At 56.7% G+C, this 12,425-nt stretch carries 12 protein-coding genes and 1 tRNA gene; 8 read left to right on the top strand and 5 right to left on the bottom strand.

Annotation, left to right across the window (positions count from 1 at the left end; all coding sequences use genetic code 11):
• Nucleotides 1-19 precede the first annotated feature (19 nt).
• A complete protein-coding gene (locus BQ8290_RS01680; protein WP_108787085.1) occupies nucleotides 20-697 on the top strand; it encodes a Fe2+-dependent dioxygenase in 678 nt (225 codons plus the stop codon).
• 106 nt (nucleotides 698-803) lie between these two features.
• Here the strand turns inward: BQ8290_RS01680 and BQ8290_RS01675 are convergent, their stop codons facing one another.
• On the bottom strand, nucleotides 804-1,514 hold the full coding sequence (locus tag BQ8290_RS01675; RefSeq protein ID WP_108787083.1) for a PspA/IM30 family protein: 711 nt from the start codon (nucleotides 1,512-1,514) through the stop codon (nucleotides 804-806).
• Complete coding sequence (locus tag BQ8290_RS01670) at nucleotides 1,511-1,987, bottom strand: DUF2170 family protein (protein WP_108787080.1); 477 nt, start codon at nucleotides 1,985-1,987, stop codon at nucleotides 1,511-1,513. The genes BQ8290_RS01675 and BQ8290_RS01670 overlap by 4 nt, the downstream gene beginning before the upstream one ends.
• Nucleotides 1,988-2,194: 207 nt before the next feature.
• Here BQ8290_RS01670 and BQ8290_RS01665 point away from each other — a divergent pair, with 207 nt between their 5' ends.
• Genes BQ8290_RS01665 through BQ8290_RS01645 form a run of 5 tightly spaced genes read left to right on the top strand, consistent with a single transcriptional unit; the run spans nucleotide 2,195 to nucleotide 6,108 of the window.
• The gene (locus BQ8290_RS01665) at nucleotides 2,195-3,259 is read left to right on the top strand and encodes a potassium channel family protein (protein WP_337660898.1); all 1,065 of its coding nucleotides are present in this window, start codon (nucleotides 2,195-2,197) and stop codon (nucleotides 3,257-3,259) included.
• Nucleotides 3,256-3,915: a DUF2491 family protein gene (locus tag BQ8290_RS01660; protein ID WP_108787078.1), complete on the top strand. Its 660-nt coding sequence runs from the start codon at nucleotides 3,256-3,258 to the stop codon at nucleotides 3,913-3,915. The genes BQ8290_RS01665 and BQ8290_RS01660 overlap by 4 nt, the downstream gene beginning before the upstream one ends.
• A gap of 28 nt (nucleotides 3,916-3,943) precedes the next feature.
• On the top strand, nucleotides 3,944-4,345 hold the full coding sequence (locus BQ8290_RS01655; protein WP_108787076.1) for a DUF350 domain-containing protein: 402 nt from the start codon (nucleotides 3,944-3,946) through the stop codon (nucleotides 4,343-4,345).
• A 10-nt stretch (nucleotides 4,346-4,355) separates the two neighbouring features.
• The gene (locus BQ8290_RS01650) at nucleotides 4,356-4,928 is read left to right on the top strand and encodes a DUF1190 domain-containing protein (protein WP_108787074.1); all 573 of its coding nucleotides are present in this window, start codon (nucleotides 4,356-4,358) and stop codon (nucleotides 4,926-4,928) included.
• A 10-nt stretch (nucleotides 4,929-4,938) separates the two neighbouring features.
• On the top strand, nucleotides 4,939-6,108 hold the full coding sequence (locus BQ8290_RS01645) for a glutathionylspermidine synthase family protein (protein WP_108787072.1): 1,170 nt from the start codon (nucleotides 4,939-4,941) through the stop codon (nucleotides 6,106-6,108).
• A 78-nt stretch (nucleotides 6,109-6,186) separates the two neighbouring features.
• Here BQ8290_RS01645 and BQ8290_RS01640 read toward each other — a convergent pair.
• Both BQ8290_RS01640 and sppA read right to left on the bottom strand, forming a co-directional pair.
• Nucleotides 6,187-6,261 (bottom strand) — tRNA-Val (locus tag BQ8290_RS01640).
• A gap of 141 nt (nucleotides 6,262-6,402) precedes the next feature.
• Nucleotides 6,403-8,316, bottom strand: a complete 1,914-nt coding sequence (gene sppA, locus BQ8290_RS01635; RefSeq protein ID WP_108791731.1) for a signal peptide peptidase SppA — start codon at nucleotides 8,314-8,316, stop codon at nucleotides 6,403-6,405.
• Nucleotides 8,317-8,471: 155 nt separating this feature from the next.
• Here sppA and BQ8290_RS01630 point away from each other — a divergent pair, with 155 nt between their 5' ends.
• Nucleotides 8,472-9,488: an aspartate carbamoyltransferase catalytic subunit gene (locus BQ8290_RS01630; protein ID WP_108787070.1), complete on the top strand. Its 1,017-nt coding sequence runs from the start codon at nucleotides 8,472-8,474 to the stop codon at nucleotides 9,486-9,488.
• Complete coding sequence (locus BQ8290_RS01625) at nucleotides 9,485-10,720, top strand: dihydroorotase (protein ID WP_337660897.1); 1,236 nt, start codon at nucleotides 9,485-9,487, stop codon at nucleotides 10,718-10,720. Before BQ8290_RS01630 ends, BQ8290_RS01625 begins: the two co-directional genes overlap by 4 nt.
• 163 nt (nucleotides 10,721-10,883) lie before the next feature.
• Here the strand turns inward: BQ8290_RS01625 and BQ8290_RS01620 are convergent, their stop codons facing one another.
• The gene (locus BQ8290_RS01620) at nucleotides 10,884-12,380 is read right to left on the bottom strand and encodes an SPOR domain-containing protein (RefSeq protein WP_337660896.1); all 1,497 of its coding nucleotides are present in this window, start codon (nucleotides 12,378-12,380) and stop codon (nucleotides 10,884-10,886) included.
• Between the last annotated feature and the right edge of the window lie 45 nt (nucleotides 12,381-12,425).

The raw sequence follows: 12,425 nt of genomic DNA, 5'->3' as shown, positions 1-12,425 counted from the left end.
TCACGCGGAAGCACGGGTTATGATACTCAAAATCGCCGCAGTTCAGGATCGTGACCTGCTGATGAAAATGCGCGATGGATTATCGACGTTGAATTGGCGCGACGGTCGCGAAACTGCTGGCGCGGTGGCGCGTGGGGTTAAGCGAAATGAACAAGCGGTGATGAATGATACTGCAGGCGCACAAATGCGCGATGCGATTGTTCCCATCATCTCTGAAAATCCGGTCGTAAAGGCGGCCGCGCGGCCGCGTCGAATTTCCGCCCCGATGATCGCCAGAACAGGGCCACGAGGATATTATGGCGCGCATGTCGACAACGCATTGATGGGCACTGGCGATGCGCGACTGCGCAGCGATATTTCCTTCACCTTGTTCCTTTCCGAACCCGATGAATATGACGGTGGAGAACTGGTTGTGCACACGGCGGGCATGACGCAGTCGATCAAGGGCGAGGCGGGGGAACTGGTTTTGTATCCTTCGACAAGCATCCACGAAGTGCGCCCCGTCACCAGAGGCTCTCGGGTCGTGTGCGTCGGTTGGATCGAAAGCCTGATACGCGATCCATCCCAGCGAGAAATGTTGTTCGATCTTGAGAATTTGCGCGCGACATTGCGGGCCAATCTGCAAACAGACGCTGCCGAATTGATCACCTTGGACAAGACGATCGCCAATCTGCTGCGAATGTGGGCGCAGGCTTAAACTAAGCGACCTCTGAATCAGAATTGTATTCTGAGAGTGGATACAAAAAGCCCACCCGAGCGGGGCTGTTCGCCGCCACTCGGATGGGCCAATTTCATTGCGCTTCTTAGCTGCTCGGCAGTGCCTTTTGCGTTGGGGGAGCGGAAAGCTCGGCCAGAATATCATCGGCCGAACTGCTTTGCCCGCCAATTCCGGCTTCGAGCAATTGTTGGTCGAGGTCTGCGCCCGATTCCAGCGCCGCCAATTCTTCACCAGCTTCAAGGCGCGCGGAGACGGTCGCTTGCTTGTCGCGAATACGCTCCAATGAACCCATCGCGCTGCCCAATTTGGAATTCACACCGGAATGCGACGATGCAATCGCGGATTGTGCGCGTTGCAGGGAGTCTGTGGCTTTGACGCTTTCGACTTCGCGTTTCATCGCGGAAATCCGGGTTTCGGTTTCCTTGACGGTGCGCATCATCGCTTGTTGTTGGGCCTGCATATTCGCAAGGTCGCCTTCGTCGCGCGCCAAATCTGCGCGGGTTTCGGCCACACGCTCTGCCAATCCACGCGCCAAGTCTTCCCGACCAGCATCCATCGCAGATCGGGCATTTGCGATGTCGCGTTGCTCTTTATCGCGCAGGTCGTTGGTGCGTTTTTCCAATTTCTTGGCGTTGGCCATCAACCCGGCCAGATCGCTGCGCGCCTGACGCAGAGAATTGTCGGCATCGCGCAATTCCTGATCCAGGATACGCATGGCTTGGCTGTCGGCTACGCCTTCAGCGGCTTCGTTGACTCCGCCACGCACCGCGGTGAACAATTTACCCCAAACGCTCATGCCTGCTCTCCCAATTTTTCAGCGTCGCCGCCGCTTTCGATCCATTCGCCGATCCATTCCGCCGCATCCACGGCGTTTGCGCTCAGCACGCTGACTTCTTCCACCATGGCAGTGGCATCCGACCATGCGGACAACGCGCCAAACAATTCGTACCAATCCGCGCCATCAACGCGCGTGATACCAAATGTTGAAAGGGGGATCAGTTTGTGAACGGCCAACAATGTCCGTTCGAATGCTTCGCGATTGGGAACGTCGCTGGCTGGAATTAACATCACGCTTGCCAAGACCTGCTCTCCGCTGGCCGCGACTAGCACATCGAGATCACCGCGTTCTTTCAAAGTCACGCGCAAAACATCGCTGCCCGGTGCCACGTCAACATCCACATCGCCCAATGCTTCGGGGTCCGAAGCAAAAAGCTCGGTCAAAGTGGACAAACTCCACCCACTTTCGGGAACAGGCCAGTTTTCCAGCATTTCAAAATCCTTTGCTTTGGTATTGTGCTCCTATTAGAAGAAGCGCGATTACCGATCAATTACATGTCATTCAGATGGGCGTTAATCAATCCAATGCCAAGGGCTTAATGGCAAGGATTTGCTGCCTAGAAATTGGTGGCGTAGATTTGACGTCATAGGCACGGATAGGGCAATCAACTTGAAAGACCGTGAACGGGGGTGGGCGAAATGCCAGTGATCAAAAACGTCTGGCAACGCGTCTATATCGCAGTGGCGACGCTTTCGTGGTTCGTATTGATCGCCGCCTTCATTGTGCATGCGTTGATTTCTTACGGTGTCTTTGTCCATGCGGGCGAAGAGGGCCTTACTGATAGTTTTCTGACATTTGCGTATTATTATGTCACAACTGCAACGACGGTGGGTTACGGCGACCTGTCACCGTCAAGCGGCGAAGGGCGGCTGATCGCGCTTTTGTTCGTGTTGCCAGGCTCAATCGCGCTTTTTACAGCATTTTTGGGTAAGGCGGTCGCCGATATCGGTGGATTTTGGAGACGACGATTGAACGGCTTGGGTGATTACCGATTGAGGGCTAACCACACCATTATTGTCGGCTGGCAGGGCGGGCGTTCGCGCCACTTATTGACCATGATGATGGATGATTGCCCAGACGCAGAACGAATGGTGCTGATCGCGCCGGATCTCGAAGAAAACCCCCTGCCAGAACAATTGGATTTTGTTCGCGCAGAAAGCCTTTCGTCGGTAGCGACCTATGAACGCGCCGGCAGCGCCGGAGCGCGCGCCGTCGTCGTGCGCGGCGACAGCGATGACGACACATTGGCGGCAACATTGGCCGCTAAGGCGGCGGCGCCCAACGCGCATGTGGTTGCGTATTTTGATGACGAACGTTCCGCCGAATTGATCACGCGACACGACAGCAGCGTTGAGGCGATCTCTTCCATTGCGATTGAGTTGATGGTTCGCGCGTCTCGCGATCCAGGGGCATCGCGCCTCGCCAATCTGATGTTCTCTTCGCACACTCAGGATACTGCGTTTTCAATGCAGATCCCGAATGATGCGCCGACATTGCCGTACATGACATTGTTGCAGGGGCTAAAGCGTTCGCATGATTTGATGCTCTTGGGAGTGTGTGACACCAAGACTGGTGATGTCGATCTCAACTGCGATCTCGAAACGCTTTTGGCCGGCGGACAAACTATATTCTACCTTGCGGATAAGCGGGCCGACCCGTCTGATATCAACTGGGGCGCATTTGAAGGCGTTGTAGCGGCATGATCCGCAAATTTTTCGGTAAGAAGGACGAACCAGAAACACCGCGCGAATGGGGCCCCTTGGCGGTCGCGATTGGCGGCGCTTTGGACGTGGACATGTTGGGGGTCGAGGCGGCGATTGTTGCTGGTGAGCCGGGCATGCCGGTTCCTTCAGGTGGACCGTTCATTGTTGCTGCGGTGGGCACCGCGCAATTCGACGCCGATGTTTTTCTGACGCGGTATTATGACGAAGATAACCGCATATTGCAGGTGCTGGCTCCGAAAGGTGCGTCAGCCGAACGCATTGCCGATATCAGCATCTACCAACCATGGGACAGTGTGAGCCCGGCAAGCGAAGCCGATTGGAGGACATGGACTGGCCCCAACGGATATGTCGGCGCACGGGTGTATGACGCAGACGGTTTGCTGTTTGATCGATATTGGGGCGATGGCGATGGGCAAGCAGAGCTTGTCGAATTTGTCGAAAGCGTCAATGATGGCGATACGACAACGCGTATCCACCAAAGATGCATGTTGTACGCGCGCCCAGTCGGCAATGGAGAAGAGATGCTCCTTTTAAATATTGAGCGCGATTTGGATGATGATGCGACCGAGCAAGGGGCATCGATTGAGTTTCTTTTGGGATACGGCCTGGGCGCGGCTGATGTGCGCCGAGTTTGATTTTGATAGGCAATCGGGGAGAGTTTAGATGAATGGATATGTTAGCGGATTGCCCGCTTTTTTGGCGTATTTCGGAACAGGCGTTGCGCTGTTGGTGGTGTTTGCGACGATCTATTCGTTGATCACCCCGCACAAAGAATTGAAGCTCATCCGCGACGGCAACAGCGCAGCGGCAACGGCCTATATGGGTGCATTGCTTGGCTTTAGCATGCCGCTCGCATCCGCAGCAGCCAACTCGGTTTCCTTGGTTGATTTTGCGATTTGGGCATTGATTGGTGCGGTCATCCAATTGATCGCGTTCTTCATCGCATCGCTTTCGCAAAAGGGTCTGTCTGATCGGATTACTGGCGGCGAAATGGGCGCAGGCGTTTGGGCGGGCGGCATCGCGCTGATCACCGGGATGCTAAATGCCGCTTGCATGACATATTGAGGAGGACGGCATGACCGCAATTGCATCAGCAAAAAAACGCCGCCGCTTCGCTTCTGGCACTCGCAAAACGCTCGCTTTAGGCGGTATTGCGGCGGCAGGCTTAGCCGTATCGGGATGTTCGGACGACGTGCCCGCAGAGTATCAATTCTCTAGCGTTCAGCAATGCACCACAGCCGGGTTCGATCAGGCCGTGTGCGAAGAGGAATTCAAGCAAGCGCAGGCGTTGCACACAGAGAATGCCCCCAAATTCGACAATGAAGCAGCATGCGAAGAGCAATGGGGCGAAAATCAGTGTCGACCGGCCTATTATCAATCGCAACGCAGCAGCTATTTTTCGCCTTTCTTGACCGGATATTTGGTCTCATCGGCGTTGCGCGATGTGCGCGGGTACAATGGGTACTACGATTATCGTGCGCGAAATCCGGGCTATGCGCCCACCACATTGTACAAAGGGCGAACCGGCGGCGACGTCACCATTTCCCCTCGCAGCAAGACGGTTACACCGGTGAACGTCAACACTCGTACGGCGGCGCGCGGTGGATTTGGCGGGCGTAGTTCTGGACGCAGCAGTTTTGGCGGATAGATAGGTATTTGTGGAGCGCGTAGCCCTTCCCGAACGCCCTAATTGGCGCGAAAAAGCAGCAGAAGCCGGTTTCGGATTTCACGAAATGTACGGCGAGCCATATTGGCTCGACGATGCGGCGTATGTGTTCTCGCTTGATGAGATTGAGCGGGATATTGAGACACCAGCAGAAACTCTGCACGCAATGTGTTTGGACATCATGCCGGACATTGTCGCGAGCGAAGAGATGCTGACAAAGCTGGCCATACCGGCCGAGCACCACGATTGTGTTCGAGACAGCTGGAACGATGGCGACCGGCATATCTATGGCCGGTTTGACTTCGCCTACACCGGCGATGGCCATAGTGGAGACGGCGGCGTTGCTAAATTGCTGGAATACAATGCCGACACGCCAACCTCAATTTTCGAAGGTGCCTGGTTTCAACACAATTGGATGATCGATCAAATCGAAGCTGGCGTCCTGCCGGAAGATGTCGACCAATTCAATTTGTTGCAGGAATCCTTGATCGATGCATTCGCAACCTTCGCGCCGGATCGGATTTTTCACTTTGCTTGTTGGATGTCGAACGAAGAGGATCGCGGCACCACCACTTATTTGATGGATTGTGCGGTTCAGGCCGGGCACCAAACCGAGATGATCGACATCCAAGACATTGGAGTGGATGATGAAGGGCGGTTCACAGACATGTCTGATCGAACCATCGATCGGTGTTTCAAACTGTATCCATGGGAAGACATGTTTACAGAGCCGTTCGCTGAACATTTGCGGCCCGGCGTGTTTGTCGAACCCGCTTGGAAAGCGGTGCTCTCTAACAAAGCGATCTTGCCCTTGCTGTGGGATCGTCACCCCGGCCACCCCAATTTGTTGCCAAGCTATTTCTCGGATGACCCACGGGTTGCCGATCTGGGCGAATATGTGACGAAACCCTATTTCTCACGCGAGGGTCAGAATGTCGACCTGATTCAAGGCGGTAAAACGACTGAGGCAGCGCAGGGCGCATACGGCGGATCGCCGCGTGTGGCTCAAGCCTATTCTCCGTTGTTTGAAACTGAAGGGCGGCACGCGGTCTTGGGCGTTTGGATGGTTGGTGACCGCGCCGCCGGTCTGGGAATGCGAGAGGACAGTTCACGCATAACCAAGGATATGTCGCGCTTTGTCCCGCATATTATCCAAGACTAGCAATCGGTAGCCCACACGCATTCACAGATGAGGCGCGCTGAATGGCGCTATATGCTTTCGGAAACTGTGTGCCCGGAATGGTGGGCGCGGCAAGGATTGAACTTGCGACCCCACCCGTGTGAAGGGTGTGCTCTACCACTGAGCTACGCGCCCGTCCTTTGCAGAGCGGCGTAAGCGCACACTCTGGACAGGCGCGGGCATCTACTGCGCCACAATGGGTAATGCAAGGTCAGAACCGGGCATTCGGCATGCCTCAATCATTGCCGAAACGGACACACAGGGTGCGCGCCATGTTTATCGCGCGAGCCATGCCCCAATCAGATCCATCAGCCCGTGCGTTTCGCGAGAAGAGACCGGACGCATTTGTGTAGGGCATTCAAGGCAATAGGCCTGAATACCTTGTGACCCTGAAAGCCGTTGGGCATCGCGGGTCAATTGGCCCAAGAGATTGCCACGTCGGCGCGCTGCCATAGCGAAAAGATCGCCGCCCCGCATAGTCGCATCGGGAACGGCGACAACCATCGGCGCGATGGCATTTGTCGCCAATTGGCGGATCAGTGAATCGTAATTGGCCGGCGACGAACCGAGGAAACGCGCGCTCCAATCATCGCTTTCGAGACCGGCCTCACCGGCCACCCAATTCAATGCCTCTTCCATTCCTCCGAATTGATCGATCAGGCGATTTTGATTGGCGGTGCCGCCATCCCAAACGCGACCTTGCGCGATTTGGTCGACCGCTTCGACTGTCATGCCACGTGCTTCCGCGACGAGGGAGAGGAAGTCGGAATAGGTGTCGTTCACACCTGCTTGCAAAATCGCGTCCACTTCGGGGCTAAGCCCCGCGACCAAATCGGGCTGACCCGACAAGGGTGTGGTTCTATAACCATCGGCCGACACACCGATTTCGGCGGCAGCATCCTCGAACGTTGGCAACACTGCAAATACGCCGATAGACCCGGTGATGGTTTCTGGTTGTGCAAAGATACGATCGCCCGCAGTCGCGACCCAATATCCGCCGCTTGCCGCGACGTTGGCAAAGGAAATAGCAACAGGAATATCTTTGCTGCGATAGCGTTCGACGGCGCGGCGAATCTCTTCGGATGCGAGGACCGAGCCGCCCGGTGAATCCACGCGCACGACAAGCCCTTTTAGACCATCGTCATCCAGAGCTTCATCGAGCAACCCCGCAATGCGATCGCCGCCTGCACTGCCTGGGCCGGTGTCACCATCAACGATGATGCCAGCCACGGTTACAACCGCAATTTGATTGCTCGAACTGCCGGTTCCAGGGCCTACATCAGCCAAAAATGGTGACAGGTCGCTCGCTGCAAAGGATCCGGGTGCGTCGCTCCAACTGTCTTCGCCCGCAATTTCCGCAACGCGGGTACCAAACTCAACTCTGTCGCCAAGCGCATCAACCAATCCGGCATCCAGCGCCGCCTTTGCCAGATCGCCAGACGATGCCTCAATCCATGCAACTGGATCGCTGGTCACTCGGTCGAGCTCCAATTCAGGGCGAGCTTTGCTGACATTTGCCCGCCACTCTTCCCACAAAGCGCCATAGAGACCAGCCCGGTTTTCTCGCGCGGCGTCGGAAGGACCATCGAGAATATAGGGCTCCACCGCGGATTTGAATTCGCCCACCCGATAAACGCGTGTGTTGATGTTCAACCGATCGAGCAGTTCAGCGTAATATAGATTGCTACCACCGGGGCCCGCGATCAACGCGCCGCCTAAGGGATCGGCCCAAACTTCACTGGCATGGGCCGCGAGATGCATGTGATCGTCGCCATAGCCAATGGCGTAGGTCAAAACAGGCTTTTCGGTTTGACGCACGCGGTCCATCGCCTCGCCAATGGCTTGCAAATGGACCTGACCGCCGCCGGCAAACGCGCTCATATCAATTACGACCGCTTTAATGCGCTCATCACCCGCCGCTGCATCCAATGCACGCACGAGATCACGGGCCTGATGTTCAACCGGCGGGGCAGTTCCCGAAAGCAATGTAGATAGCGGATCAACTTCGGAGCGCTCTTCCACGACGAATCCTGAAAGGTCGATATACAGCGCGCCATCGCGGACCTGACCGGGATTGGGCGAAGCGGACAGAATGCTGAATAAAGCCAAGAAGAACAGCAGCATGAATATTAGGACAAGTGCATCTTTGATCCCAACGATGACTTTCCATGCTTTGCCAATGAAGCTCATGCGTATTTGTGTCCTTGTCGTAGCCTTATCATCCGTCTGCGCGCGGATGGTGACGATGTTGGTGCCATATAGCCACGCAAATTCCAAACTTCCATGGCGCTGAGTCGTTGAATGGGTTGAGCGTTGCACGCACCTCGACTAGAGGCTTGGCTTTAATGGACACGACGACTTCTTCTGACGCGCTTCAGCGGTTTCCCGCTGGACGGCTCGCCTTTCCGCATCGGGACCTTACCGGCATTGGTAAGCTTGAACGGCATGAGATCCTCTATTTGCTGGCTCAGGCGGAGCAATGGGTCGATTTAAACAGACAGAGCGACAAGCATGCAGGGCTGTTGTCTGGCCTCACCATCATCAACGCCTTTTTCGAAAACTCGACACGCACCCTGCTGTCGTTTGAGATTGCCGGAAAAAGGTTGGGTGCGGATGTTGTGAACATGCACGCGGCGCAATCAAGCGTGAAGAAGGGGGAGACGCTGATCGACACGGCAATCACCCTTAACGCGATGCGGGCCGACGCGATTGTCATTCGGCATGCCTCAAGCGGCGCGACGCAATTGATTGCGGACAAGGTTGATTGCCCAGTCTTGAACGCCGGTGATGGTAGTCACGAACACCCGACGCAGGCGCTGTTGGACGCGTTGGCGTTGCGTTATGCGTTTGCGCGTCGCGGCGAAGAAGCGGAAGATTTCACCGGGCGGACAATAACGATCTGCGGTGACATCCTTCACAGTCGCGTGGCCCGATCCAACATTTTGTGTTTGCAAGCGATGGGCGCAAATGTCCGGCTGTGCTCCCCGCCAGCATTGATGCCCGACGGGGTCGAGGCGATGGGCGCGCAGCCGTTTCACGATTTTGACGCAGCTTTGGATGGGACCGATGTAGTCATGATGCTGCGCCTTCAATCCGAACGGATGGCTGGTCAATTCATACCTTCCGCTCGCGAATATCATCATCTCTATGGTCTCACTCAGACCCGTTTGGACAAGGCTGCGCCCAATGCTTTGGTCATGCATCCCGGACCGATGAATAGGGGTGTTGAGATCGACAGTGATGTCGCCGACATGCTGGATCGATCGATTATCACGCAACAAGTTGAAATGGGCGTCGCTATTCGCATGGCCTGCCTTGATGTTTTGACCCGGTCCGCCCGCGGTGTGGAGGGATGGTCATGAAACAAGCGTCTCCCCTTACGATTACAAATGGCCAAGTGATTACGCCCGCTGGCATTGTGGTCGGCGCGGTTCGATTGATCGATGGGGTCATTGATGCGGTCGGCGCTGATGTCGCTGCGCACGATGGTGACACTGTGTTGAACGCCCAGGGAAAATTGATTGCACCTGGATTGGTCGATTTGGGCGTGTTTGCGGTGGACAAACCGGCGTTTCATTTTGGCGGGATTACACGGGCAGCATTGATGCCCGATCAATCTCCGCCGCTCGATTATCCCAGCCGAGTTGCTTATGTCGCCAAAAGCGGAAAACCCGATCTTTGGGTGCATCCGTTGGCTGCGGCAACACGCGGGTTGGAGGGCGCCGAATTGGCTGAGATCGCCCTGATGCGCGAGGCCGGCGCTCGTGGAGTAGCAACCGGGCGCGGCTGGATTTCAGACAGCGGCGTGATGCTGCGACTGTGCCAATATGCTGCGATGCTCGACCTAACCGTTGTCGCCCATGCAGAGGATGGCGATCTTGTCGGGGACGCTGCTGCGACATCCGGTGAAATTGCGACCAGATTAGGATTGCCAAGCGCACCTGCACAAGCCGAAGCACTTGCTTTGGCTCGTGATATCACATTGGCCGAGATGAGCGGTGCGCGCGTGCACTTCCGTCAGGTAACAACAGAGGCCGGTTTTGACCTAATCCGCGCGGCCAAGGCGCGGGGCGTTCGCGTCACTTGCGGCATCACGCCTGCGCATTTCATGCTGTCCGATTTGGCCAGCGCAGATTTCCGCACATTCACGCGCCTTTCTCCGCCATTGCGCAGCGAAGCCGATCGCCTCGCGGCGCGCGCGGCTATTGCCGAGGGGGTGATCGATGTCATTTCCAGCGGGCATGATCCGCGCGGTGCAGAAGATAAACGCTTGCCCTTCGCGGATGCAGAACCGGGCATGGCGGGGGCAGAGACACTGCTAGCCATGGTGTTAAGCTTGGTCCGCGACGATGTGATCGATCTGGCCCGTGCGTTCGCGATGCTCGCCGAAGCGCCAGCCTCGCTCTTGGGAGTGAAAGCAGGGGCGATTGTTCCCGGGTACGAAGCCGACATCGCTATCATCGATCCTGATGCACCTTGGGTGATTGATCGCCGGAAGATGGAGGCGACGGGCGACAACACCCCGTTTGACCGTTCGGGCGCGCAAGGCCGCGTGAAAGCCTTGATCAAGGGTGGCGTTTCAATTCCGATCTAGAGGTCGATCCCTTCGCTCCAACCTTTGTGATGGCCGATCCTCATTGGATGGCGTTGTCATGGGTGGACCGGTGCTAGGAATCTCATGCACAAAAAAGCCCCCGATCGCATTCGCTATCGGGGGCAGTTTTTGCTGAATCTCTCAGTGATGAGAGGGGATTGGTTTACCGCGTGCGAGCCGCGATCCGAACGCCGCGATCCACGGCGCCAGCTGGTGGGTTGGCCGCGGCATAGGCGAAGCAACCGCCGCCCGATGACTTAACCGAATTGCACATGTTGCGCGCCGAGCGTTGGCCGAAACCAGCGGCGGCTACGCGGAAATAGGTGCGGTCGTTCACTTGCGCTTCGGTGATTACAACGTCGTGATCGGCCAATTGTGGCCAACGGCTCTTCATTTCGCGCCACTTGCCTTCGGCCAATGCGCGACTGCTAAAGCTGCCCAATTGGACAAGGTGCGTGGCCGAAGATCCGGTTGCAACTGCCATACGCCGTTGTGGGGTAGGGGTTGCAACGCGGGTTGGAGCGCGACGCGGAGCAGAAGCGCGTTCTGGAACGGCTTGCACAACAGCGTTTGATACAAAGCGTGGTCCAACGCGGGCTGGGGCTGCGGCCACTGCTGGCATAGACAGCGACGCGGCGGTGCTGGACGGATTGGTCACAGGCGTAGGAGCAGCAGCAACACGAACAGGAGCAGGTGTTGGATCAAATGTTCCGACTGGCTCTGGGTTGTTCGATGCAGGAGCTGCCGCCGGTACGGTGTCGATGCCGAACGCCATCGCTTCGCTTTGACGTGGGCTTACAGGAACAGAGCTCTCTACGTCAGCGGCGGCCAATTCTGGCGCTACGTCGGCATTGATTTCGTCGGCGCGCGTTTGTTGCGCTTCGGCCACCAACATGGGCTGGCTCGGGAAGTTCGCCAAAGCCAAATGTTGTGGTTGACCGGCGTCGCTTACTGGATTGATGCCCAGCAATCCCGCAACGCGGACTTGGTAATCTTCGGGACGCGCGGTGGCGGCCCAATCGGCGAGACGCGCATCGATTTGATCGGCGGGCACATCTTCGGCTGCCATTACGCGCGCTGCGGGCCAATTGCCGGCCAATGCATAGGCATAAGCGAGGTTTTGACGCGCCTTGGAGGTGTTGTTTCCGTTGCGGATGGTGTTCACGAGGTGGTGAACGCCCTGCTCAGGCTGTCCCGCCAAGGCGAACGCCAGGCCGAGGTCAGCGGAAGGAATGGCAGTTTCGAAATCGCGCAGCATAGACACGGCCGCGTCGTTTTCTCCGAGGGCAACTTTCGTCAAAGCAAAGCTAAGAACCGTGCGCGGATCTTCGTCGCCCAGATCAATTGCCTCACCAAAAGCCGTTGATGCGGACGCGAAACGACCCGATTCCAAATAGGCAGCGCCCAACATTGCCCGGTAACCGGCATTGCGTGGCTCTGCCAATACGGCCGCCTCAGCGTGTGTGACGGCGCGATCGACTTTGCCATCTTCAAGCGCGGTTTGAGCTTTGGCAAACGAGACTTCACCAGCGGGGGCCGATGCGGCACAACCAGCCAAGGCCATGCTCGCCAAAGCGGTGCTGATGAAAAGGGCCATGTTTGGACCACTTGAGTGTTTGCCGGAAAGGCTCTGATTGCGGCTGGAGTTGCGGCGGGCCATTTGCGTTTCCTCTAAATTAACCATGATAAATTGCGGTTTGGTGTT

This window comes from Erythrobacter sp. Alg231-14 (assembly GCF_900149685.1).
GTDB lineage: Bacteria > Pseudomonadota > Alphaproteobacteria > Sphingomonadales > Sphingomonadaceae > Erythrobacter.
Note: the sequence above shows the minus strand (reverse complement) of the source record. Positions and strands in the feature narration are given on the sequence as shown.